The organism is Nocardiopsis oceani, from assembly GCF_054777395.1.
The window spans coordinates 1-22,352 of sequence record NZ_BAAHAR010000045.1 but is presented as its reverse complement, the minus strand read 5'-3'; the positions used below and the strand labels follow the sequence as shown (position 1 = coordinate 22,352).

The 22,352-nt window shown below is 70.1% G+C and carries 19 protein-coding genes and 1 pseudogene; 8 read left to right on the top strand and 12 right to left on the bottom strand.

All coding sequences use genetic code 11. The annotated features are described in order from the left end of the window. Nucleotides 1-34 precede the first annotated feature (34 nt). From ACYVDG_RS24905 to ACYVDG_RS24895, 3 genes are read left to right on the top strand one after another with little or no spacing between them, the layout of a single operon-like run. Nucleotides 35-1,033: a decaprenyl-phosphate phosphoribosyltransferase gene (locus tag ACYVDG_RS24905; RefSeq protein ID WP_460758373.1), complete on the top strand. Its 999-nt coding sequence runs from the start codon at nt 35-37 to the stop codon at nt 1,031-1,033. After that, nucleotides 1,030-2,388 carry an FAD-binding oxidoreductase gene (locus ACYVDG_RS24900; protein WP_460758371.1) on the top strand — a complete coding sequence of 453 codons (1,359 nt, stop codon included), beginning with the start codon at nt 1,030-1,032 and terminating at the stop codon, nt 2,386-2,388. Before ACYVDG_RS24905 ends, ACYVDG_RS24900 begins: the two co-directional genes overlap by 4 nt. Nucleotides 2,389-2,445: 57 nt before the next feature. Then, nucleotides 2,446-3,198 carry an SDR family NAD(P)-dependent oxidoreductase gene (locus tag ACYVDG_RS24895; protein WP_460758367.1) on the top strand — a complete coding sequence of 251 codons (753 nt, stop codon included), beginning with the start codon at nt 2,446-2,448 and terminating at the stop codon, nt 3,196-3,198. Between the two features lie 68 nt (nt 3,199-3,266). Here ACYVDG_RS24895 and ACYVDG_RS24890 read toward each other — a convergent pair whose 3' ends face one another. Further along, a complete protein-coding gene (locus ACYVDG_RS24890) occupies nt 3,267-4,766 on the bottom strand; it encodes an MDR family MFS transporter (protein WP_460758365.1) in 1,500 nt (499 codons plus the stop codon). Between the two features lie 142 nt (nt 4,767-4,908). On the opposite strand from ACYVDG_RS24890, the gene ACYVDG_RS24885 reads away from it, so the two are divergent. Then, a complete protein-coding gene (locus ACYVDG_RS24885) occupies nt 4,909-5,553 on the top strand; it encodes a TetR/AcrR family transcriptional regulator (protein ID WP_460758360.1) in 645 nt (214 codons plus the stop codon). 57 nt (nt 5,554-5,610) lie between these two features. On the opposite strand, the gene ACYVDG_RS24880 is transcribed toward ACYVDG_RS24885, so the two are convergent. The 7 genes from ACYVDG_RS24880 to ACYVDG_RS24850 form a co-directional block, all read right to left on the bottom strand. Further along, the gene (locus ACYVDG_RS24880) at nt 5,611-6,945 is read right to left on the bottom strand and encodes an MFS transporter (RefSeq protein WP_460758479.1); all 1,335 of its coding nucleotides are present in this window, start codon (nt 6,943-6,945) and stop codon (nt 5,611-5,613) included. Between the two features lie 41 nt (nt 6,946-6,986). After that, nucleotides 6,987-7,988 (bottom strand): oxygenase MpaB family protein, encoded by a 1,002-nt coding sequence (locus ACYVDG_RS24875; protein WP_460758358.1) that lies wholly within the window; start codon nt 7,986-7,988, stop codon nt 6,987-6,989. Between the two features lie 150 nt (nt 7,989-8,138). Next, nucleotides 8,139-9,101, bottom strand: a complete 963-nt coding sequence (locus tag ACYVDG_RS24870; protein ID WP_460758355.1) for an oxygenase MpaB family protein — start codon at nt 9,099-9,101, stop codon at nt 8,139-8,141. 239 nt (nt 9,102-9,340) lie between these two features. Further along, nucleotides 9,341-9,925 carry a GTP-binding protein gene (locus ACYVDG_RS24865; RefSeq protein ID WP_460758353.1) on the bottom strand — a complete coding sequence of 195 codons (585 nt, stop codon included), beginning with the start codon at nt 9,923-9,925 and terminating at the stop codon, nt 9,341-9,343. Continuing rightward, nucleotides 9,906-10,355 (bottom strand): DUF742 domain-containing protein, encoded by a 450-nt coding sequence (locus ACYVDG_RS24860; RefSeq protein WP_460758351.1) that lies wholly within the window; start codon nt 10,353-10,355, stop codon nt 9,906-9,908. The genes ACYVDG_RS24865 and ACYVDG_RS24860 overlap by 20 nt, the downstream gene beginning before the upstream one ends. An 8-nt stretch (nt 10,356-10,363) precedes the next feature. Then, nucleotides 10,364-10,816, bottom strand: a complete 453-nt coding sequence (locus tag ACYVDG_RS24855; protein ID WP_460758347.1) for a roadblock/LC7 domain-containing protein — start codon at nt 10,814-10,816, stop codon at nt 10,364-10,366. A 2-nt stretch (nt 10,817-10,818) separates the two neighbouring features. Beyond that, nucleotides 10,819-13,416 carry a nitrate- and nitrite sensing domain-containing protein gene (locus ACYVDG_RS24850; RefSeq protein WP_460758344.1) on the bottom strand — a complete coding sequence of 866 codons (2,598 nt, stop codon included), beginning with the start codon at nt 13,414-13,416 and terminating at the stop codon, nt 10,819-10,821. Nucleotides 13,417-13,909: 493 nt separating this feature from the next. Between ACYVDG_RS24850 and ACYVDG_RS24845 the strand changes: the two genes are divergently transcribed. After that, a complete protein-coding gene (locus ACYVDG_RS24845; protein WP_460758339.1) occupies nt 13,910-15,040 on the top strand; it encodes an antibiotic resistance protein VanZ in 1,131 nt (376 codons plus the stop codon). On the opposite strand, the gene ACYVDG_RS24840 is transcribed toward ACYVDG_RS24845, so the two are convergent. From ACYVDG_RS24840 to ACYVDG_RS24825, 4 genes are all read right to left on the bottom strand, one after another. After that, complete coding sequence (locus tag ACYVDG_RS24840; protein WP_460758335.1) at nt 15,000-15,398, bottom strand: DUF3592 domain-containing protein; 399 nt, start codon at nt 15,396-15,398, stop codon at nt 15,000-15,002. The genes ACYVDG_RS24845 and ACYVDG_RS24840 overlap by 41 nt on opposite strands. A gap of 38 nt (nt 15,399-15,436) precedes the next feature. Then, nucleotides 15,437-16,078 carry a TetR/AcrR family transcriptional regulator gene (locus ACYVDG_RS24835; protein WP_460758333.1) on the bottom strand — a complete coding sequence of 214 codons (642 nt, stop codon included), beginning with the start codon at nt 16,076-16,078 and terminating at the stop codon, nt 15,437-15,439. A gap of 75 nt (nt 16,079-16,153) precedes the next feature. Continuing rightward, on the bottom strand, nt 16,154-18,196 hold the full coding sequence (locus tag ACYVDG_RS24830; RefSeq protein ID WP_460758474.1) for a YhgE/Pip family protein: 2,043 nt from the start codon (nt 18,194-18,196) through the stop codon (nt 16,154-16,156). A 52-nt stretch (nt 18,197-18,248) separates the two neighbouring features. Beyond that, the gene (locus ACYVDG_RS24825) at nt 18,249-19,046 is read right to left on the bottom strand and encodes an ATP-binding cassette domain-containing protein (protein ID WP_460758330.1); all 798 of its coding nucleotides are present in this window, start codon (nt 19,044-19,046) and stop codon (nt 18,249-18,251) included. A gap of 215 nt (nt 19,047-19,261) precedes the next feature. Between ACYVDG_RS24825 and ACYVDG_RS24820 the strand changes: the two genes are divergently transcribed. The 3 genes and pseudogenes from ACYVDG_RS24820 to ACYVDG_RS24810 all read left to right on the top strand — a co-directional run. Then, nucleotides 19,262-20,092: a M23 family metallopeptidase gene (locus ACYVDG_RS24820; RefSeq protein WP_460758326.1), complete on the top strand. Its 831-nt coding sequence runs from the start codon at nt 19,262-19,264 to the stop codon at nt 20,090-20,092. Between the two features lie 70 nt (nt 20,093-20,162). Next, nucleotides 20,163-20,924, top strand: a complete 762-nt coding sequence (locus ACYVDG_RS24815) for an endonuclease V (protein ID WP_460758324.1) — start codon at nt 20,163-20,165, stop codon at nt 20,922-20,924. Between the two features lie 698 nt (nt 20,925-21,622). Continuing rightward, nucleotides 21,623-22,352, top strand: a pseudogene (locus ACYVDG_RS24810) (HNH endonuclease signature motif containing protein); the annotation flags it as partial.

Below are 22,352 nucleotides of genomic sequence, written 5' to 3'. Positions count from 1 at the left end.
CACCCGGCCCACCGCACACCCGGAAGGGGCGCGCATGACCCCGACCACGGCCCCCGACGCCGAAGCCGAGCCGCAGAACCGAACCGGGCGGAACGGCGTCCTGGGGCTGCCCGGCGCCCTCTTCCGTGCCTGCCGCCCCCGCCAGTGGCTGAAGAACCTGCTGGTGTTCGCCGCCCCCATCGCCGCGGGGGCGCTCGACGAGCCCCGCTCCCTGCTGTTGTGCGCGGCCGTCTTCGCCCTGTTCTGCGTGGCGGCCAGCGGTACCTACCTCCTCAACGACGTGCGGGACGTGCACCAGGACCGTGCGCACCCCCGCAAGCGCCACCGCCCCGTCGCCGCGGGCCAGCTCCCGGTCCCGTTCGCGGTGGTCGCGGGAGCCGTGTTCGTCGCCGCTGCTCCGCTGGCCTCACTGGTCCTCGGCAACTGGCAACTGACCCTCGTGCTCGTCGGCTACGTCCTGCTCACCCTGGCCTACACGCGCTTCCTCAAGGACATCGTCATCTGCGACCTGGTCGCGGTCGCGGGCTGCCACGTGCTGCGGGCGACGGCGGGCGGGGTCGCCGTCGGGGTCGAGCTGACCTCGTGGTTCATCATCGTGGTCTCGCTGGCCGCCCTGCTCGTGGTGGTGGGCAAACGCGAGGCCGAACTCCGCTTCTCCAGGGCCGTACCGAAGCCGCCTCCCGGCGCGGGCGGGGCCCCGGACGAGGGGCCGCGCGAGGAGGAAACCGCCGGGCACCCCACCCGCTCGGCCCTGCTCGGCTACACCACGAGCTACCTCGCCCAGATGCGCACCATCGCCTCCGGTGCCATGATCGTCACCTACTGCCTCTGGGCACTGGAACAGAGCAGCGGACCGCTGGCGGTCTTCCACGCGGCCAGTATCGTTCCTTTCATCATGTTCGTGCTCCGCTACAACCTGCTCGTCGACCGGGGCGCGGGCGAGGAACCCGAGGAGATAGCGCTCCGGGACCGGCCCCTCCAGCTCGTCCTCGTCGCGCTGGTCCTCCTGGTCGGACTGGGAATCTATCTGTGAGTCGCCCAACCTCCCTCACCGGATGGGGCCGCACCGCGCCCACCACTGCCCGCGTGGTGCGTCCGCGCACCCCCGCCCAGGCGGCCGAAGCGCTGTCACAGGCGGGCCCGAGAGGCGCCCTGGCACGGGGCCTGGGCCGCTCCTACGGCGACGCGGCCCAGGCCGCGGGCGGACTCGTGCTGGACTGCACCGAACTCACCGGTCCGCCCCGCCTCGACACCGAACGCGGTGAGGTCACCGCGCCCGGCGGGACCGGCCTCGGCCGGATCATCGAGCACCTGCTGCGCCGCGGCTACTTCGTCCCCGTCACCCCCGGGACCAGGCACGTCACCCTGGGCGGGGCGATCGCCGCCGACGTCCACGGCAAGAACCACCACGCCGACTCCTCCATCGGCGCCCACGTGCGTTCCCTCACCCTGCTCACCCCCGACGGCCTGGTACGCGAACTCGGGCCGGACCACGGCGACCCCGAACTGTTCTGGGCCACCGTGGGCGGGATGGGCCTGACCGGCATCATCACCGAGGCCACTATCGGCGTGCACCCGGTGGAGACCGCCTACGCCCGCGTGGACACCGACCGCACCCGCGACCTCGACTCCACACTGGAGCTGATGTCGCGCACCGACCACGCCTACCGGTACACGGTCTGCTGGGTCGACCTGCTCGCCAAGGGCGCCTCGCTGGGCCGGAGCGTGCTCACCCGGGCCCACCACGCCGACCTCGCCGACCTGCCGGCCCCCCAGCGCCGCGACCCGATGCGGTACCGGGCCGGGACTCCTCTGGCGGCCCCGCCCTGGGCTCCGCCCCGACTGCTCAACCGGTGGACGGTGGGCGCGTTCAACACCGCCTACTACAACGCCGCGCCCCCGCGCCGACGCGGTCAGGCCCAGCCCCTGAGCGGGTTCTTCCACCCCTTGGACGCGGTGGAGGGCTGGAACCGCGTCTACGGTCCGCACGGGTTCGTGCAGTACCAGTTCGTGGTGCCCTTCGGTGCGGAGGACACCCTGCGCGCCGTGGTGGAAGGCCTGTCGAGGGCCGGTGCGCCGTCGTTCCTCGCGGTGCTCAAACGGATGGGCGAACCGACCCCGGGCCCGCTGTCGTTCCCCCGCCCGGGGTGGACGCTCGCCTTGGACCTGCCCGCGGAACTGCCCGGACTGGCCCGGCTGCTGAGCGGGTTCGACGAACGGGTCCTGGCCGCGGGCGGGCGGCTGTACCTGGCCAAGGACAGCCGGGCCACCGCTGAGACCGTGCACGCCATGTACCCCGGGCTGCCCGCCTGGCAGAAGGTACGGGAACGGGCGGACCCCGACGGGGTACTGGTCTCCGACCTGGCCCGCCGCCTCAAGCTCGTCTGAGGGGCCGTCCCGCTCTACGGAGGGACCGTCCCGACCCCCAACCGGAAGGACCGACCCATGCGTGACTCGCTGGGAAGCGTGCGAACCGTTCTGCTGCTCGGCGGACGCAGTGAGATCGGCCTGGCCGTCGCCGAACGGCTGGTGCGCGAGGGCGCCCGCGAGGTGGTGCTCGCCGCCCGCGGCGGCGTGGGTGACCCGCCCAGCGTGTTCAAGGCGCTGGGCGCGACCACGCACTCTCTGGACTTCGACGCCGAAGCCGCCGACACCCACGCCGGCACGGTGGCCGCCGCCGTGGAGCTGGTGGGCGACCTGGACGTGGTGGTGGACGCCTTCGGCGTGCTGGGGGAGCAGTCCGACTACGAAGCCGACCCCCTGGCAGCGGCCCGTTCGGCAGCCGTGAACTACACCGGGCACGTGTCCGCCGGGCTGGCTGTCGCCGCCCGCCTGCGCGAACAGGGCCACGGCGCCCTGGTGGTGCTGTCGTCGGTGGCCGGGGTACGGGTCCGCCGGGCCAACTTCGTGTACGGCTCCGCCAAGGCCGGGCTCGACGGGTTCGCGCAGGGTCTGGCCGACTCGCTGCACGGCAGCGGGGCGAGGGTCCTGGTGGTCCGCCCCGGCTACGTCGCCACCCAGATGTCCCGGCACGTGGACCCCGCCCCGTTCCCCGCCACACCGGGCCAGGTGGCCGAAGTCGTGTCCAAGGGCCTGCGGGGCGGTGCCACCACGGTCTGGGCGCCGCGCGTGCTGCAACCGGTGTTCGCGGGGATGCGGATGATGCCCCGGGCCCTGTGGCGCCGCCTGGGCCGTTAGCCGTCAAACTGCCCGTGATCTTGCTACCAGAAGCGAAAACAGCGCCGAAATGGCTACTGGTAGCAAGATCACGCTGGTGGTGGGGCGTTCGGGCGGGTGTTCGGGAGGAACATCGCGGGCACCATCGCCGCGGCGGTCAGCCCCGTCATCCACCAGAACGTCGCCTGGAAGGCCGTCTCCGGTCGGGCGGCGTCGGCCAGCAGGGAGGCCAGGAGCAGAGCCAGTATGGCGGTTCCGATGGCTGCGCCCAGCCGCTGCGTGACGTTCAGGGCGCTGCTGGCCCGCGGCACCCGGTCAGAGGGCAGCCCCCGGTAGGCGGTGGCCAGCATCGGCACCATTGCGGCACCCAGCCCCAGGCCGCGGACGAACATCGCCAAGGCCAACAGGGTGGGGGAGGTGTCCGGTCCCGCGAAGCCGAACGGGGCCGTGGCGGCCGCACCCACGAGGAGACCGACCACCACCAGGTAACGCGGGGCGGCGCGGTCCGCGATCGGGCCGATGATCAGGTTCACCACGGCCACGCCGGCCGCCATCGGGGCCATCAGCAGCCCGGCGGTCATGGCGGACGTGCCCTGGATCTGCTGGAAGAAGAGCGGGAGCAGGAACATGCCCGCCCAGATGCAGATCCCGAACACGAACATCAGCAGTGCGCCCAACCGGAAGAGCAGGTTCCGGAACAGGCGAAGGTCGATCACCGGTGCCGGCCCCTTGGGCCGCTTGCGCAGGGCGTGCGCCACGAAACCGGCGATCAGCAGCAGGCCGATACCCGTGAACACCAGGGCGTAGGGCGAGTCACCCAGGACGGACAGCCCGTAGAGCAGCGTCGCGATACCGGGGGAGAGCAGGAGCAGCCCGAGCACGTCGAGCCGTTCGGTGGCCCGGGGGTTCCCCTTGGGGACACCGCGCACCGCGAGCGCCATGGCGAGCAGGATGCAGGGAAGCGAGACCGCGAAGATCCACCGCCAGCCCAGTGTGTCCAGGACGATCCCGCCCAGCACGGGTCCGAGCGCGGGAGCGAGCTGGATGGGCACGCTGAGCAGACCGATCGCCCGCCCCAGCCGCTGCGGCCCGGCGGCCTGCACGAGGATCGTCATGACCAGCGGTAGGACCATGCCGCTGCCCAGCCCGGTGAGCACCCGGAAGGCGATCAGGCTCTCGATCGACCAGGCGGTCATGCACAGCAGCGAACCCGCCCCGAACAGGGCCAGCGCGGTCATCCAGGTGGCCCGCTGGCCGAACCGGTCCACGGCCCAACCGGTCACGGGGATGACCGAGGCGGTGGAGAGCAGGTAGGCGCTGGCCACCCACTGTGCGGTGGACACGGGGGCGTCCAGGGACCGGGACAGGTGGTCGACCGCCACGTTCACGATCGTGGTGTCCAGCAGGGCGGCCATCGCGCCCACCAACAGGACGCCGGCCAGTTTGAGCAGAGCGGGATCGAGCCGGTGCGGCGGGGGCGGGGCGGGCGCCGGAGGTGTCGCGGGTTCTGACCTGGGCGCGGGGTCCGTGGCTGCCGAGGGTCTGTCGGGGTCGGGGCGCGCGGACAGGGACGGGTCTTGCTTCGCCATACTGAGTAAACTACACGGTGCAGTTTCCCGGGGGAACGGTGCTGTCTCCGGCACGGAGTCGGGAGGCCGGCACGGAGCCGGGAGAATGGAAGGCGGAAGGCGAAAAGGCCGTGTGGACCAAGGGTGCGGAAAGGGAGGGAAGATGACCGACACGTGCGGTGACGGGCGCGACCGCAGGTCCGCGGCCAAGCATGCGGCCATCACGGAGGCGGCGCTGCGGGTGTTCCTGCGGGAGGGCTACGCGCGGGCCAGCGTCGACGCGATCGCGGCCGACGCCGGTGTCTCCAAGCGCACCATCTACAACCACTTCGAGGGCAAGAGGGAACTGTTCCTCAGGATCGTGTCCGAGAGCAGCGCCACCCTCGCCGCCGAGCACGCCGGAATCGCCGCCCGACACCTCGGGGGCACCGAGGACGCCCGGGCGGCACTGATCGCCTTCGGTGACGAGTGGCTGTCCCCTCGAGGACGCCGAGCTGACCACGCGGCCCTGGTCAGACTGCTGATCGGAGAGGCCGCACACTTCCCGGAGGCCGCCCGGGCCTGGGCGGACAGCGGCACCGAACACGTCCGGAGGGACCTGGCCGACCACCTGCGTGCCCTGGTCGACCAAGGACTGCTGGAGATCGAGGCGGGCGAAGAAGAGGCCGCGGCCGGCCACTACGTGTCCCTGGTCCGGAGCCCGGCCAACAACCATTCCTTCTTCGGAGCGCTGCCCCTGTCGGAGGCGGAACTGAGAACTATCGTCCGCTCCGGAGTGGACGCTTTCCTGAGAATCCACGGCCGCTGAGGCACGGCTGCCCGCCCTGCCCCAAGGGCGCGTACCTCGGTCCCGGCCGCCCGTACCTCAGCGTTCGGACGCCGGTGCCTTCAAGCGGTAGAACATCAGGGGGACCAGGCAGCACAGCATGACCGCGGCGGGGACCAGGGAGCTGCCGATGAGCATGCCCCTCAGGGCGGTCTCACTCTGCTGGACGACTTCCCCCGCCCCCGACTCGACGTAGCCGCTGACGGCCAGGGAGAGGGAGAGCAGGCCGGTGCCCACGGACTGGGCCATGGCTTCGCCGGAGGTCCACACGCCGGACAGCACTCCGCCTTGGCGACGGCCGGAGCCGTCTTCCGTGGCGAGGCAGTCGGCCAGCATGGAAGCGGGCAGCATCATGGTCCCGGACAGGCCGATGCCGACGAGTATCGAGGCGACCACGGCGCCCGGGACGCCCAGCGCGGGGATGAGGAACAGGCCGACGCCGCCGATGGCGAACACCACCGCTGAGCAGGCCGCCGCGCCGCGTTTGTCCACCTTGACGGACAGCCGCTTCCACAGTGGTGCCGCCGCCATGAGCGGTACCAGTACGCACACCATGAGGATGCTGGTGTACGCGGGCTGGCCCATCACGTTCGCTGTCACGTACGGGACACCGGCGACCATGGTGCCGGCGGCCACCGCCATGAACAGGTTGGCCGGGAACAGCACGCGGAAGTCGCGGTGCCCGAAGGCCACCCGCAGTTGGGCGGCCAGCCCTTCGGTGCGGGGCCGGTGGGCCGGGCGGGGTGCCCTGCGGGTACCCGCGACCGCACCGAGCATGGACAGCACCAGTACGGTGCCCATCACCAGGCCCATGAGGCGGTAGCCGGTCACCGGGTCGTCCGGGGCCGACTGGATGACCGGAGCCATGGCGCCGCCCAACAGCAGGGCCAGGCCCGCGAACGCGGTCCGCCACGTGTTGAGGGTGGAGCGCTCGTGGTAGTCGCCGGTGATCTCGCCCGGCATCGCGGTGTACGGCACGATGAACATGGACGAGGCCAGCGCGGCCAGGATGAACAGCAGCGCCACGTAGAGGGCGGCCTGCGCCCCTTGCAGCGGCGGCCCGGCGAACATGGCGGCGAACAGCAGCGGCAGGGTGAGCGCCCCCGTGAGCATCCACGGTCTCCTGGGGCCCCAGGAGGAACGCGTCCGGTCGGACCTGGCCCCGATGTACGGGCTGGCCATGAGGTCGATCAGCTTCGGCAGGAAGATCACCGCCCCGGCCAGCGCGGGGCTCACCGCGAGGGTGTCGGTCAGGTAGATCAGCAGCAGGAGGCCGGGGACCGTGTTGAAGATCCCCATGGCCACCGCGCCGGTGCCGTACCAGGCGTGGACTGATCTGGGGAGCGCGCCGCCGGTCGGCGTACCGGTGCGCATGACGGAGGCCCCGTCCTCGGACGGGGCCTGGTCGGTGGTGGTCACGCGCGCCCGTCCGCGGTGGCGTCGGTCGGGACCCGCTCACCCCCGGGCGCGGACCCTTCCGGGGCGCTGGCGTTGGCGGGCTGGTCGCCGCCTTCCCCGTAGAGGTCCTTGTGGGCGACCGGGTCGACGTTGTGCTGGACCGGGCAGGTCGCCGGGAAGGTGCCGATCTTGTCGACGTCGTAGCCGTCGGGGTAGCTGCGGATGTTGGGGTTCATGTCGGCCCACAGCGGTTCCTCGCGCGGCTTCATGCGCCGGACGACCTTCGCGCGCAGCTTGAGCGCGATGTCCGCGGACTTGCGCCAGGCCTTGCTGGGCGGGTCGTAGCGGAAGGCCTTGATCAGCGAATCGTCGAGGATCGCCATCGAGAACTTGCGGGCCAGCCCGGACACGCGCGGCGGGTAGAACGTCACCATCAGGTCGAGGGTCGAGTCGGAGACCTTGCGGCCGCCCTCTGTGTAGGCGAAGTGCTCGTCCTCGTAGCTGTTCAGCAGGTCGCGGAACTCGGCGTAGGTCTCGGGGATGTCCTTGATCCCCATGTACTTGCCGAGCTTGCGGTAGTAGTGCGTGATCGCGCTGATCTCGTGCTCGGACAGCTTGCGCCAGCCGTAGCCGTAGTCGTTGAGCCAGCGCACCGGCATGACGACGAAGGTGCTCAGCACGTAGCGGTAGTCGTCGTTGCTGATGTCGTAGGAGCGGTGCATCTGGTTCATCCGGCGCAGTGAGTCGCGCCCCTTACCGGGCTCGAAACCGTGCCGGATCATGTTGCCCAGGATGAGCGCGGTGTCGTCGTAGCGCTTCTGCGTGCTGCCGGTGAACTGGTCGGTGTTGCCCAGCAGTTCACCGATGGTGGGCACGGCGTAGGTGCGGTACAGGGCGATGCCCAGGGCTCGGCCCATGTCCCACGGGAACTCGTGGGAGTTGAGGATCTGCATGATCCGCACACAGTCGGCTTCGGCGTCCAGGCGGTGGATCTCGTCGCGCCAGTCGAAACGCTTCATTCTCAGGGTCCTTCTTCAGGGGAGCGGGGACGGTGGCAACGGGGGGATGGGCAACACACGGCTGGGCCGGGTGCTGTGCTGGGGGTGGCGGGGTGGCCGGCTTGGGGAACGTTCGGCCTGGGCTGGCGGGGCGGGTTCGGGACGGGGTGTCTACTGCTCGGTGGACTCCGAGGCGGCGGGGGAGACGGCCTGGCCGGGGGCTGGCACCTGGGCGCCGGTGGCGGGGACCTCCTGGGTGCGCAGGTCGTGGGGGACCGGGCAGCCCTTGGGGAAGGTGCCGATGCGCGAGGGGTCGTAACCGTCCGGGTAGCTGCGGATGTTGGTGCTCATCCGCGCCAAGCGGGGCTCCTTACGCGGTTTCATGCGCCGGACGACCTTCGCGCGCAGCTTGAGCGCGACGTCGCCGGACTTGCGCCAGAAGGCCGAGGGCTCGGGGTAGTCGAAGGCCTTGATCAGCGGGTCGTCCAGCAGCCCCTTGGTGAAGGGCCGGACGAGGGGGCGCTGCCAGGCCGGGTAGAAGCCGACCATCAGTTCGAGGGTGGCGTCGGAGACCTTGCGGCCGCCCTCTGTGTAGGCGAAGTGCTCGTCCTCGTAGGAGTCCATGAGGTCGCGGAACTCGGCGTAGGTCTCGGGGATGTCCTTGATCCCCATGTACTTGCCGAGTTTGCGGTAGTAGTTGGTGCTGGCCGCGATCTCGTGCTCGGACAGCTTGCGCCAGCCGTAGCCGTAGTCGTTGAGCCAGCGCACCGGCATGACGACGAAGGTGCTCAGCACGTAGCGGTAGTCGTCGTTGCTGATGTCGTAGGAGCGGTGCATCTGGTTCATCCGGCGCAGCGCGTCCCGGCCGCGGCCGGGCTCGAAGCCGTGCTCCATGATGTCGTTCAGGATGAGCGCGGTGTCGTCGTAGCGGTGCTGGGTGCGCTCGGTGAACTCGCGGGTGTCTCCGAGGAGCTGGCCGACGGACGGAACGGCGTAGGTGCGGTACAGGGCCAGCCCAAGGGCCTGCTCCATGTCCCACGGGAACTCGTGCGTGTTCAGGATGCGTGTGATGCGCTCGCAGTCGGCCTCGGCGTCCAGGGTATGGATCGTGTCGCGCCAGTCGAAACGCTTCATGGGAACTCCACCTTCGTCCGGGCCCGCCCGAGACGGGTCCATGGTCATCGGTGCGCCAACGCCCGCCAACGTGACGTTTCGCCGCCCCGCACTTTACCTGGGTGGTTCGCGTGTACAGAAAGTCCGGGTGCTCGGTGCCGCTTTCACTCCCGAACCGTGTCCGGAACGTGCCCGAACGGCGAGGGGGAGGGACGTCCGAGCCCCTCCCCCTCGCCCAGCCGGGTCGCCCAGTCGTGCCTCTAAGCCGTCACGCGTTCGGCCACCCGGTTGACCAGCGTCAGCAGCACCTGCTTGGCCGATTCGCGCTGACGCGCGTCGCACAGGGCCACCGGGATCTCCGGGCTGAGGCTGAGCGCCTCCCGGACCTCCTCGGCTTCGTACTCGTGGGCGCCCTCGAAGCAGTTCACCGCGACCACGAACGGCACTCCCCGCCGCTCGAAGAAGTCCACCGCGGCGAAACAGGTCTCCAAGCGGCGGGTGTCGGCTATGACGATCGCGCCCAGGGCCCCCTCCGACAGCTCCTCCCACATGAACCAGAAACGCTCCTGGCCGGGCGTACCGAACATGTACAGCACGAGGCTGTCGCTGATGGTGATGCGGCCGAAGTCCAGGGCCACGGTGGTGGTCGACTTGGACTCCACACCGGACAGGTCGTCGACGCCGTAGCTGGCCTCGGTCATCACCTCCTCGGTGCTGAGCGGGGAGATCTCGCTGACCGCGCCGACCAGCGTGGTCTTTCCGGCGCCGAAACCACCGGCCACCAGGATCTTCAGTGCCGAGGGAACGGGGGCCTCGGCGCCCCGGTCAGAGTCTCTGGATGCCATCGAGAACCGCCTGGAGTACGTCCCGGCTCACCGGGCTCTGTGCTTTGTAGGGGGCGCGGGCCAAGGCGAGGCCGCGGTTGAGCAGGTCGCTGAGCAGGACCTTGACGACGGCGACGGGGATGTCCAGGTGCGCGGACACCTCGGCCACCGACTGGGGGCGGCGGCACAGCTCGAGGATCCGGAGTTGTTCCGGTTCGAGGGCCATTTCATCGACCTCGGCGCGCTTGGCCGCGATCACCACGCTGATCATGTCCAGCTGGACGGTGTCCGCGTGGTCCCGGCCCTGCGCGATCACGTACGGGCGGACGAGCGGGCCCGCCTCCTCCGGACCGCCGCCTGCGGGGGCGTCGTCGCCGAACCCGCCGACCGCGTCGCGGTGCGGCGGGCCCTGCGGTATCCCGCCCGGATCGAACTCGTTGTGTGCTTGCATACCGCCCCCTATCGCGTGGCTTCCCCGGTGGCACCCTCACGGCGGGGCGCGGCGTCGAGGTAGCGGCCTACCTGTTCGACCAGGACGTTCGTCTCGTAGGCGATGAGACCGACGTCGGAGCTCTCCTCGGCAAGGACGGCCAAGCAGGCGCCGCGGCCCGCTCCCGTCACGAACAGGTAGGCGTTCTCCATCTCGACGACGGTCTGCAGGACCTCGCCGCCGCCGAAGTGGCGGCCGGTGCCCCGCGCCAGGCTCTGGAACGCGGACGCCACCGCCGACAGGTGCTCGGCGTCCTCCTTGACCAGGTCCTCGGAGCGGCCGATGAGCAGGCCGTCGGCGGAGAGGACGATCGCGTGGCGAGAGCCCACAGCGCGGTCGAGCAGCTCGTCGAGCAGCCAGTTGATGTCCCTCTTGCCCGCGGTGCTGCCGTTTCCGGGCTCGACGCTTTCGGTACTCGTCACGGTTACGCGTCCTTGTCGGTGTCGTTGGTGTTGTGCTTGCCTTCGCGACGTCCGCGGTCCGTGCCCTTCTGAAACGCGGACATGTTCCGGCGCAGGCGCGCCAGCCGTTCCGTGCTGTCCAGCGCCGATTCGGAGGAGGCACCACCGGCCGCGGGCCCGGTGCGGCCCTCGTCAGCCGAGTCGGTCGCCAGCTGGGGCGCCAAGTTCTCCTGAGGGCGCCGCTTGGGCAGTGGTGGGCGTCCCCCGGCCGCATCCACCGTCTCGGGAACGTTCGGCTCCTGGGCGGGGGACGGCGCGGAGGAGTCGGGCACCGCACTGATCTTGGAGCTGCGGGTGGGCAAGGTGGGGCGGCCCTCGTCCTTGGCCGGCGAATTGAGGAGGTCGTCCCCAGGGTCCGCAGTCGGGGTGGAGGCCGGGGCCTCCGGCCGTGACCCTTCGCTCGCACCGGAACCGTTGGATTCCGGGGCGGGGCGGTCGTTACCCGAGTCCTTCGGCGGAGTGGAAACGGAGGTCAGGAGGGGCTTTCCGGGCCTCGCGGCCTTGCCTGCCTCGAGAGCGGCGCCGGGAGTGCGGTCGACGATCTCGCGCACCTCCCAGATGTCCTCACCGGTGTTCTCTCCGGAGGGCAGCGGGGTTCGGTCGCCGGAGATCAGTTCCTGCGGTAGCAGGACGATGGCCTGGACACCGCCGTACGGCGACGGGCGCAGGTGCACGCGGATGCCGTGTCGGTGGGCCAGGTGCGAGACCACGAAGAGGCCGAGGCGCATCTTCTCGTTGAGGCGCATGACGTCGAACTCCGGCGGGTCCGCCAGCAGCGCGTTGGCCGAAGCGAACTCGCCGTCGGTCATGCCCAGACCGCGGTCCTCGATCTCGATCGTCACGCCGTTGTGAACGTCCTCGCTGCTCAGACGCACGTTCGTGTGCGGGGGCGAGAACATGGAGGCGTTGTCGACCAGTTCGGCGACCAGGTGGATGACGTCGGCGACGGCGGGGCCGTTGAGGTTGACGCGGGCGATGCGCTCGCGCTTGACGCGGGTGTAGTCACCGGACTCCGAGATCGCACCGCGCAGGACGTCGATCAGCGGCATCGGACGGTGCCAGGTGCGGCCCGGGGCCTCGCCGCCGAGGATGAGCAGGTTCTCGGCGTTGCGCCGGGAACGGGTCGCGAGGTGGTCCAGCTTGAACAGCTGGGCGAGCTGTTCCGGGTCCTCCTGCTCGCGCTCCATCCGGTCCAGCAGGCGCAGCTGGCGGTGCACCAGGGTCTGGCTGCGGTGCGCGATGTTCAGGAAGACGCGGTTGACGCCCTGACGCAGCTCGGTCTGCTGCACTGCTTCGTCGATCGCGGAGCGCTGGGCGGTGTTGAACGCCTTGGCGACGTCGCCGATCTCGTCCTCTTCGGCCCTGAGCTCGGGCAGTGCGGTGGTGGTGTCCACCCGCTCGCCGCGGTGCAGGCGGCCCATGATCTCGGGCAACCGGTTCTCCGCCAGGTCCTGGGACTCCTCCCGAAGCGTCAGGAGGCGGTCGGTGAGTTTCCGGGAGGAGCGGCGGGCGAGGGAGAACGCGATCACGATCGCGGCCGCCACGCCGAGGCTGCCGGCGACGGCGACGATCACGGCCTGGTTGGCGTCCTCGCGGGTCATCTGAGCGGCGTAGAGGGCTTCCTCCGCTCCGAGGTCGGTGAGCTCGGTGAGTACCGGCTCGTAGGCGGCGTCCCACTCGGCCTTCTCGATCGGCATGGAGAGGTCGTCGTCGGTCGTGGGGGTGAGGGTGACCGGGTCGGTGACGGTCTCCGCGTCGATCTGCCGGTCGGTGATCTCCTCGGCCATGGACGTGAGGGAGGCGAACTCGGGGCTCTCCAACACCGCCTCGTACCGGTCGACGAGGCCGTCGCCGGCCAGGTAGGGGGCGTTGGCCTCCATGAGGGTCTCGAAGGCGCCCACCAGCCGGGTGAACTCGCGCTGGTCCTCGACGGTGAGTTCGTCGGTGGCGAAGGCCCGGGCGATCTGGGCGTCGGCCTGGGCGAACACGTCCACCGTGCGGAAGAGGTAGACCGCGGTGAAGCCGGGACTGACGGCGTCGCCCTCGTTGCCTTCGCGGCCCTGGCTGTCGAAGCTGTCGGCGCCGTGCAGGACGAGCTCGTTGTAGTAGTCCAGGACATCGGCGCGCGAGGCGTTGCCGGCGTCGACGGCGTCGCGGATCTCGCCGATCTCCTGGTACATGTCGTAGAGCATCTCGATGTGCATGCCGCCGTCACCCGGCGCGAGGTCGGCGAACCCCATGAGGTCGTCGACGACGACGCCGAGGGAGCCGTCGGTGTCCTCGCGCGCCTCGATCAGCTCTTGGGCCAGGTCCGCGTCGTCTGGGTCCTCGATGTGGGCGATCGTCGCAGACCGTTCGGTCATCGAGTCGACCAAGCCGACGGCGGCCGGGGTGACGAGGTCGTCCGTGGCCGAGGAACGGATCAGCTGATAGGCCGCGTTGCCGCCGAGCACGAAGGTGAGGATCAGCCACAGCGCGACCAGCGCCGTGGTGGGGATCATGACCATGGCGCGGATACGGGCGGTGATCGTCCGCCCACGTTTTTTCGGTACTGCCTGCACGGTTCTCCTGTCGATCCGCGTCAAAGTCTTCTGGGATGGGTCGGGGCCCTGGTCGCCTGGCCGAGCTTCCGCGGCTGGCGCGCTCATGCGGCCCTCCACCCGGTGGGCCGCGCCCAACCCTTGTGGGGTGGTCGACGCGGGACTTACCGCAGAGTAACCACAAACGGGGGTTTCGGCGTGGGGGATCGTATCTCGCCCGAGAAACGGGGGATTATCCGGGTGGTGCAGGCAGTCTGCCATGAAGCGATGAAATGTACATACAAGTGCAGGTATGACGGTTACGCACGGTCGGCCGTAAGGCCACACGAAGTATTATGGGACAAACGTCACATGAAGACCAGGGGGGCTGTTTATTGGTCCATACCAGTGAGCCCCAGAGGGCCTCTCCACCCGTCACCCTCGGACCTCTGCCGCGTCAAATCGCCGTTCCCCCCACGCACGGCCGCGGACCGTACTAGCCTGGCGCACCGACGACTAGGGGGACGGACACATCATGGGGCAACCCTTCGGCGGCGGGCAGGCTGCCATCGAGGTGGCGGTGGTCGCCGTACCGCTGCTGATGGTGATCGGGGCCGCCCTCTACCTGCGCGGACAGCACCGGCGCTACGGGCGCCTGGTCGGCTGGCCCGGACAGCTCACCCTCGCGGCCCTGCTCAGCGGGATCGGGCTGGCCGTGTACGCCGTCTGGCCCCTGCCCCCGTCTGCCGACGGGCTCTGCCCGGTCACACCCGCCCCGGCGCCGCCCCTGGAGCTACGCGACGCGGCCCTGGCCGTGGGGGTGTTCCTCCCGGTGGGGCTCCTGGCCCGCTCCCGGTTCCGCCGCGGGCTCCTCACCACCCTCGCCCTGGGCGCCGTCCTAGCCCTCGCGGTCACCGCGATACGTGCCACCGGCATCCTCGGCCTCTACCCCTGCGCCTACAACGCCGTCGCCCCCGAGGCCGCCGGTGCCGGTGTCGCCGGAACCCTGTTGGGCTGGCTGCTGGCCCGCTGGGTGCCGCCGCTGTGGCCGTTCGGTCCGGCGCGCTCCTGGCCCTCAGCGGTGCCCGACCGCGCCGCCCCCGACCTCGCCCGCCGCATTCTCGGTTCACTGCTCGACCTCGGGCTGTGGTGGTGCGGAGCGGCGACGCTGGTCGCCGTGTTGCGCGCCTACGGAGTGGTCCGCGAAGGGGCGGAGCCGGAGGTCCTGACCGGAACCCTCCTGGGGCTGGCCGCCGTGTTCGCGCTCTTCCTGCCGCTGCTGCGCCGTGACCGCGCCACACTGGGCGGGGGCGCCGTGCACCTGGCGCTGACCGAGCGGGACGCACCCCGCCCGGCCGCCCGCCGCCGGGTCCTGGCCCGGGGCGTGCTGTTGTACGCGCCGGTGACCGCGCTGGTCGCGTTCGGACTCCCGTGGATAGCGCTCGTCGTCGTCGCGGTGCACGGCAGCACCGCCGTGGTCCGGCCGGACGGCACGGGCCTGGCCGACCTGGTGTGCGGGGTCCGGGTCCGCACCCGCTCCACCGTCGACGGCGGGCTGCCCCGCCGCCTCGTCCGCTACGTCCCACCCCCGGAAGGGGAAGGGCCCAGCGATTCCCCTGGTCCGACTAGTCAGACCAGTGCAGGTAGCCCAGGAACAGGCCGATGAGGAGCAGGAGCAGGCCGAGGCCGCCGAACATGCCCCTCACCCAGTGGCTGAGCCAGGGAGCGGACACGATGCGGGCGCGCTCGGGCACGTCGGGGTCGTAGGACACCGTGACGATCTCTCCGGCCCGGGAGGCCATCCACCCGGTGTTCTCGTGCTCGGCGTGCACCTCGTTGCCGTCCTCGGTCTGGAACTGGACGATCATCCGGGAGGCCACCGAGGTCTCGTGGTAGCCGATCACCCTCCCCTTGGCGCGCACGCCGCTGCGGAGCAGGCGCATTTCGAGCCGTGTATCACGGGTGACCATCCACAGCAGGATCACGCCCGCGACCATGGGAAGGAGGGGGTACAGGTCGGCCATGGCGGGGGAGTCCTCTCCGGGATTCTTCGTGTGGGATCTCAGCGCGGGGAGGCGGGGGAACCGATCAGGCCGTCGGCCATGTGCGCCAGGGTGGCGTGGATGTCCTCGACAGGACGTTCTGGCTGGAGGGTACGCCAGTCGAGAGCCACCGTCACCACCATGCCGAAAAGAGCGGATCCCGCAAGGGCAGTGTCCAGATCCGGACGGGTGAGCTCGAGTTCGACCATGGTGTCCAGCTGGCCGGTGATGACCCCGATCGCCTCGGTCCGGATCTGCCGGATGGTCGTGTACCAGTCCCGGTTGGTGCGCCAGGACTCGGCGATGAGCAGCCGGGCGAGCGCCTCGTGGGTGCCGATGAAGATCACCCCGGCCCGCAGGACCTCGGCCAGGGCTTCGCGCGGTCCGGCGCCCTCCTCCGGGGCGGGCACCGCGTCCCGCAGCGTTTCGGCGAGCCGGGTCACGCCCCACTCCATGAGAGCCGCGTACAGCTCGCTCTTGCCGCCGAAGTTGTAGTAGACGGTGCCCTTGGCGACCCCGGCCTGCTCGGCTATCTCGTCCACGGTGGTGTCGCCGTAGCCCTGTTCGGAGATCAGCGTGACGGCCGCCTCGAACAGTTTGCGGCGGGTCGCTTCGCGGCGGCTGCCGGCGGGCTTCGCGGTGTCGGGGGTACTCACGTTCATCCATCCCATTCTGCCCCTGGTGGGGCGGGGCGCGCACGGTCAAGCGGTCCGGGGCGCACCCCGCCCCAGCATGGCCTAGATCTTCAGCGCCGGGTAGAGCGAGGACATCGTCCACATGCGCTTGCTCTCCACGGTCCGCCAGGTGAGCAACAGGGGCACCAGCAGCCAGAGCGACATCACCCCGAAGGCCTGCCAGACCAGCATCATGTCGCCGCCGCCGATCAGGTTCCGCATGGCGGTCACCCCCCAGTGCAGGGGCAGGTACGGGCCGATGGCCTGGAAGAACGCCGGGCTCGTCTCGATCGGGTACGTGCCGCCCGCCGACGTCAGCTGGAGTACCAGCAGCGCCAGCGCGACCACGCGGCCCGCGGCGTTGAGCCGCACGGTCAGGAACTGCACGGTCGCCGTGAACGCGGCCGACGTCAGCAGCAGGAACGCGATGAGCAGCGGCCAGTTCTGGGATTCCAGGCCGAGCCCGACGTGCAGGACGGCCATCATGACCAGTACCTGCGCCCAACCGATCATCAGCGGGACCATGCGCCCGGCCAGGGCCACCCGCCAGGACGCGGCGGAGGAGGCCAGGGCGCGCGTGGAGAGCGCGGGCAGCACCATGAAGACGACCATGGCACCCACCCACAGCGACAGGGGCACGAAGAACGGGGCGAAGCCGCTCCCGTAGTTGGGCACCTCGTTGTCCACCTCGCTGTCCAGCCGGACCGGTTCGCTCATCATCTCCGTGGCGTTGGTGCGGCCCTGGTCGGAGTAGGTGGGAATCTCCTCGGCCCCGTCGGCCAGCCCCTCGGCGAGGTCGTCGGAGCCGGAGGACAGGTCGCCCAGGCCGTCGTGCAGGTCCCCGGCGCCGCCGCTGAGCGTGTCCAGGCCCGTATTGAGGTCGTCGGCGCCGTCGGAAGCGTCGGAGAGCCCGTCGCGCAGGTCACGCGACCCCTGCGCCAGGTCTTCGAGCCCGTCGGCGAGAGCGTCGACCTGGTCCCGGGCGTCCTCCGCGTCGTCGACGATGCCGGGCAGGTCCTCGGCCAGGTCCGAGGCCTTCGCGCTCAGCGCGGCGGCCTCGGCGGCGGCGTCGTCGATGTCGTCGCGGTTGTCGTTCACGAACCCGGCCGCCGAGAGCGCCGTGTCCATGGCGTCCTGGAGGTCGGTGAGGAGTTCGTGCAGGTCGGGGTCGTCCTGTTCCAGGTCCGGGTTGGCGTCCAGGTAGTCGCCGAGCCGGCCGTCGACCTCCTCGAGACTGGACACGTCGATCTCATCCGGCAGCTCTTCCAAGGCCGTGGACACGTCGCCGGAGACCTCAGCGACCTGGTCGGCGCGGTCCTGGATGCCGGGGATGTCCTCCTCCAGCTGGGGCAGCCACTCATCGGCCAGCTGGTCGAGGTCGTCCACCTTCTCGGAGACCTCGTCCGAGGCCTCGGTGGCGCCGTTGGCGAGCGTCCTCGACCCGGTGTAGAGCTCGTCGATCCCGCCGCTGAGCGATCCGGCGCCGTCGTGGGCGTCTCCTATGCCGTCCGAGAGCTCTTCCGAACCGGTCTCGGCGTCGCCCGCGCCCGTGGCGAGCTCGTCGGCGCCCTCGGCCGCTTCCTCGGTGCTGTCGTGGATCTCGTTGAAGCCCAGGAAGATCTGGTCGAGGTAGTCGCTGACGGCGGAGTTCGCGGCGGCCTCGCGGATCTCGTTGAAGGCGCTTCCGGCGAGCTGCCGCACGATATAGCTGTTGGAGTCGTTGTAGTTGGCGACCAGCAGCGCCGGGACCGGGTCCTCGCGGTCGCGGGAGGGCGAGGTGATGGCCTCGCTGAAGTGTGCGGGGATGGTGAGCGTGACGTAGTACGTGCCGTCGCTCAGCCCTTCGGCGGCGGTGTCGCCGTCGACGAGGTGCCAGTCCAGGTCGGCGCCGTCCAAGAGGGTGTCGGTGAGTTCCTCGCCAGCCTCGACCTCCTCACCGTCCGCCTCGGCTCCCTCGTCCTCGTTCACGATCGCGACCGGGAGGTTCTCCATCCGGTCGAAGGGGTCCCAGAACGACCACAGGTACATCCCCGAGTAGAGCAGGGGGATGAGCATGAGGGCGGCGAGCGCCGCGGTGGGCAGCGGCGACCGCAGGAAGGACCGCATGGTGAGCAGTCCGAGACGGGGCACCGCGAGGAACCGGTAGAGCGGTGCCTTCCTACGATTGGCCACGCTGCCCACCCCCGTGCTCGCCGTCGCGGCCGTGGTCGAGTAGTTCGCCGATACCGATCAGTTCCTCGGCTTCCTCTGTCGGTTCCGTTCCCTCGGCTTCCCCGGCGTCGGGACCCGAGGGTGCGCCCTGCCTGATGGGGATGGGCCCCTGAGTGTCGGGGCCGGAGGCCGCTCCGAGTTCGTGGGCGTCCGCGCAGGTGGCGATCACGGTCAGGCCTTCGCTTGCCAGGTCCTTCAGGGACCGCCACATGTCGGCTTGGTGTTCTGTGCTGAGCCCGGCCTCGACGTTGTCCACCGCGAGCAGGCGCGGTTCGGAGACCAGTCCGAGGGCAATACCGAGCCGTCGCCGCTCCAGTGCGGAGAGCTCTTTGATGAGGGCGTTGCGGTCGAGGTCGGCCAGCCCCAAGGCCTCCATGGCCTGGTCGGCCACGACCTTGGCGGCGGGCCGGACTCTCAGCAGGCGGGCCTCGGACAGGTGCTCCCGTACGCGGAGGCGGTCGTCGAGGACGTTGACCCCGCTCATCAGCCCGAGTGAGCTGATCCGCCGTACCTTCCGCGCCTCCTTGGGCAGCGTGTACCCGTCGACGTGCAGAGTTCCCTCGGTGGGCTTCATCCGTCCGGTGAGGGTGAGCAGCAGTGCACTGCGTCCGCCTCCGGAGTCGGCTTGGAAGACGGTGAGCGTCCCAGGGCGGGCGGTGAAGTCGATCCCCGTGTAGACGGGGCCCTCGCCGGTGGTGAGCGTGACGCCCTCGGCGTGCACACGAGCTCCGGTGGCCCGACGCATTCTTGTGGCCTCCCCCTTTTTTTGAACTGACCAGTCAGTACAAATTCTCGCCCCACGGTACTGGCCCGGTTCGGTGGCCCCGGGCGTTCGGGCCTGTGTCCTCGGGCACAACGCGCCGCACCGGCGGCTGGCCGGATCTCGCCATCGTCTTGCTGGAAATTCGTAATTACGTATTATTGGTTTCAGGTCAGCGAGCGAGTCACCTGGGAGAGAGCATGAGAAAGCCTGCCCGTGTACTGCAGCGGGTCTATGTGGTGAGCATCCCGGTGCTGTTCTGCTTCTGCGCACTGGTGGCGTTCGGACCCTTCGGGATCTCCCCGGTGTGGGCCCTGGTCGCGGTGGCGGCCTTCTTGGGCCTGCTGGCCGTCACCGTCCTGGTCCTGCGCCGGGAGAGGAAGCACATGGAAGCTCAGGGGGACCGCTCGGCGGTCGAGGTCGCGCCGCCGGTCACGGGGGAGTGGGTCGCGGTGAACAGCCCGGCCGACAAGGTCCCCAGCCACGGCACCCGCCAACTGGGCCAGAAGTACGCGATCGACGTCTTCCAGGACTCCGGGCGCCCCCTGATCGACGGCTGGTGGCCCGCCATGCGGCGCCCCGACGACGGCTTCCGAGCGTTCGGGGAGCCCATCCTGGCCGTGGCCGACTCCACGGTCGTTCGCGCCTCGGACGGGCAGCGCGACCACCTGAGCCGCAACAGCTGGCCCGCCTACGTCTACCTGATGCTGGTGGAGGCCATCGGCCGTTCGATCGGCGGCCCGCACCGCATCTTCGGCAACCACGTCGTCCTGGACCTGGGCGACGGCGTCTACGCCGCGTACGCGCACCTCCGGCGGGGGTCGGTGGCGGTCGGGGTCGGAGACCGGGTCACCGCCGGGCAGCTCATCGGTCGGTGCGGGAACTCGGGCAACACCAGCGAGCCCCATCTGCACTTCCAGCTGATGGACAGCCCTGAGCTCGCGGAGGCACGGGGCATCCCCTTCACCTGGTCCGGTGTGGGCGTCCCGCCGGCCGGTGAGGCCTTCACCGCCGGCCCCCTCACCCGCTGAACCATGGTGCCCCGCCGCACGTCCTAGACTGCGCCCGGAAGGCTTGGTGCTGAGGGGACGGGAGAGACGCGTGACCGACATGGCTCAGCGGGCGGCCAAAGCTCTGGACGACCCGGAGAACTGGCCGGAGGACCCCAAGGAGGCGGTGAGCCGCCAGCGCCTACTGGCCGACCGGGTGCGCACCGAACCGTTCGACCCCGACTCTGTTCGCTACGTGGCCGGGTTGGACGTCAGCTACGGCGTGGGGGACAAGGAGCTCGCCGCCGCGGCGGTCGTGCTGGACACGCGCACGCTGGAAGTGGTCGACACGTCCCTGGTCGCTGATGCCCCGTCCTTCCCCTATATCTCCGGGCTGTTCGCCTTCCGGGAGCTGCCCCCGGTCCTCAAGGCCATCGAAGGGCTCTCCGTCACCCCCGACGTGTTCGTCAGCGACGGGTTCGGCCTCGCCCACCCGCGCCGCTTCGGGATCGCGAGCCACTTGGGCGTCCTCATCGACGCCCCGGTGATCGGCTCCGCGAAGTCCGTGCTCTACGGGAAGAACGCGCTCCCCGCAGCGGAGCGCGGTTCCTGGACCCCCATGGTCGCGGGGCGCTCGGAGCTGGTCGAGGACACCGCAACCCTCGCCGCCGAAGGGGCCGAAGTCATCGGCCGCACGCTGCGCACCCGTGCCCGGACCAAACCCGTCTACGTGTCCGTGGGCCACCGCGTGGACCTGGCAGGCGCCGCCGACCTCATCCTGCGGATGTCGCCCAAGTACCGGATCCCCGAACCCATCAGGCACGCGGACCGGCTCTGCGGCCAGTACCGCAAGGAACACGGTGCCACGGCCTGACGGAACGCGCGGCCTGACGGAATGTCTGGCGTGATGCGCCTCCCGGCCTGACGGATTGTCTGGCGTGATGCGCCTCCCGGCCTGACGGAATGCCTACCGTGATGCGCCTCCCGCTCAGTGGAACGACGGGCTATCGATGGATATTATTTCTCTGTTGGTTGGGCTTTTTCTGTCGGTTGGCGGTTCCCTCCTTTCCCGCCGCTCGATTGTGGCCGTCTCCGCTGCGCGCGTCAAGGTCGTCGCCATCGAGCGCTTCGCGCGTCATTGGCGCTCCACCTTGACCCGCTTCGCTGCGACGGCGGGTTGGCGGCTACAGGGAAAGGGGGACGGGTGGTTGAGGTCCGAGCCATTTCGGGCTTCGCCCGAAAACTGATTCTTTCGGCCTGGCGGCCGATGCCTGCCACGCCGCCGGAGCGTTGACGCCTGGCGGTGTCGCGGCCGGTCAATGCGGGAGGCGAAAACCCCGATGATCTTGCCCCTGTCTCCACCCTCGACCGTCGAGAGTGGAGACAGAGGCAAGATCATCACCATTCGGGCGCGCATATGTCCGCTTTGCCCGGGAATGCGCACGGGGGGTAGGGGCCCTTTTTTCGAAGGCTTCTCTTTGGGGAGCGGAAAGGCGGGCCAGGGTGGGCGGGTAAGTGTTTTATCACCCCCAGGATAGGTCCTTTCTGCGCCCTTCTTGATATCCTTAGGGCATGACTTCTTCTTTCGGGCAGTGCGGGAACACGGCGGGCAATACCCCCGCCGCGACCGCCATGAGTGCTGCCCGGAAGAACATCGCCTCGGAAATGGGCGAGGTGCCCCCGACCGGTGCGGCCGGTGAGGTGCTGGATGTGATCTCGCAGGTGTGCGAGGACATGGAGCAGGCCCAGCTTGCGATGCTGCTGCGTCTGGCCCAGCTGGAAGCGGCCGGCACCCTGTTGGAGGCGGGTGGGCAGCGGTCGGTGCAGAACTGGCTGATCCACTCGGTGGGGATGGTCCCCGGTGAGGCCAACGGGCGCGCCGAGCTGGCCCGGCGCCTGTTCGCCCGGGAGCTTCCCGCCACCCGCCAAGGCTTGGACTCTGGGTTGTTGTCGATCGGGGAGGCGGTGGCGGTGTGCCGGGCCGCTGAGCGGGCGGTCAAGGCGCGCAACACCGGCCGCCACCCCGATGCCGGGGAGTTTCGGCGGATGATGGAGGCCGGGATCGTGGCCGCTAAGGCCAAGGAGCCGGCGATGTCGACCTCCCACATCGCCCGGCTGGGCCGGGAGCTGCTGGCCCAGTACAACCCGGCTGTGGTGGAAGAGCAGTACCAGGCTGCCTTCGACGCCCGGGGTGCACGCCTGGTGCGCACCTTTGATGCGACCTTCATGGTCGAGCTGTGGGGTCCGAGTGAGCACGCCGAGGAGATCCAGCGTGAGCTCAAGGCCCACGAGGTGGACTATG

Coding starts and splice junctions, on each gene's coding strand:
- ACYVDG_RS24905 (WP_460758373.1), top strand. CDS start 35: ATGACCCCGACCACGGCCCCCGACGCCGAAGCCGAGCCGCAGAACCGA.
- ACYVDG_RS24895 (WP_460758367.1), top strand. CDS start 2,446: ATGCGTGACTCGCTGGGAAGCGTGCGAACCGTTCTGCTGCTCGGCGGA.
- ACYVDG_RS24890 (WP_460758365.1), bottom strand. CDS start 4,766: ATGGCGAAGCAAGACCCGTCCCTGTCCGCGCGCCCCGACCCCGACAGA.
- ACYVDG_RS24885 (WP_460758360.1), top strand. CDS start 4,909: ATGACCGACACGTGCGGTGACGGGCGCGACCGCAGGTCCGCGGCCAAG.
- ACYVDG_RS24880 (WP_460758479.1), bottom strand. CDS start 6,945: ATGCGCACCGGTACGCCGACCGGCGGCGCGCTCCCCAGATCAGTCCAC.
- ACYVDG_RS24875 (WP_460758358.1), bottom strand. CDS start 7,988: ATGAAGCGTTTCGACTGGCGCGACGAGATCCACCGCCTGGACGCCGAA.
- ACYVDG_RS24870 (WP_460758355.1), bottom strand. CDS start 9,101: ATGAAGCGTTTCGACTGGCGCGACACGATCCATACCCTGGACGCCGAG.
- ACYVDG_RS24865 (WP_460758353.1), bottom strand. CDS start 9,925: ATGGCATCCAGAGACTCTGACCGGGGCGCCGAGGCCCCCGTTCCCTCG.
- ACYVDG_RS24860 (WP_460758351.1), bottom strand. CDS start 10,355: ATGCAAGCACACAACGAGTTCGATCCGGGCGGGATACCGCAGGGCCCG.
- ACYVDG_RS24845 (WP_460758339.1), top strand. CDS start 13,910: ATGGGGCAACCCTTCGGCGGCGGGCAGGCTGCCATCGAGGTGGCGGTG.
- ACYVDG_RS24840 (WP_460758335.1), bottom strand. CDS start 15,398: ATGGCCGACCTGTACCCCCTCCTTCCCATGGTCGCGGGCGTGATCCTG.
- ACYVDG_RS24835 (WP_460758333.1), bottom strand. CDS start 16,078: ATGAACGTGAGTACCCCCGACACCGCGAAGCCCGCCGGCAGCCGCCGC.
- ACYVDG_RS24830 (WP_460758474.1), bottom strand. CDS start 18,196: ATGCGGTCCTTCCTGCGGTCGCCGCTGCCCACCGCGGCGCTCGCCGCC.
- ACYVDG_RS24825 (WP_460758330.1), bottom strand. CDS start 19,046: ATGCGTCGGGCCACCGGAGCTCGTGTGCACGCCGAGGGCGTCACGCTC.
- ACYVDG_RS24820 (WP_460758326.1), top strand. CDS start 19,262: ATGAGAAAGCCTGCCCGTGTACTGCAGCGGGTCTATGTGGTGAGCATC.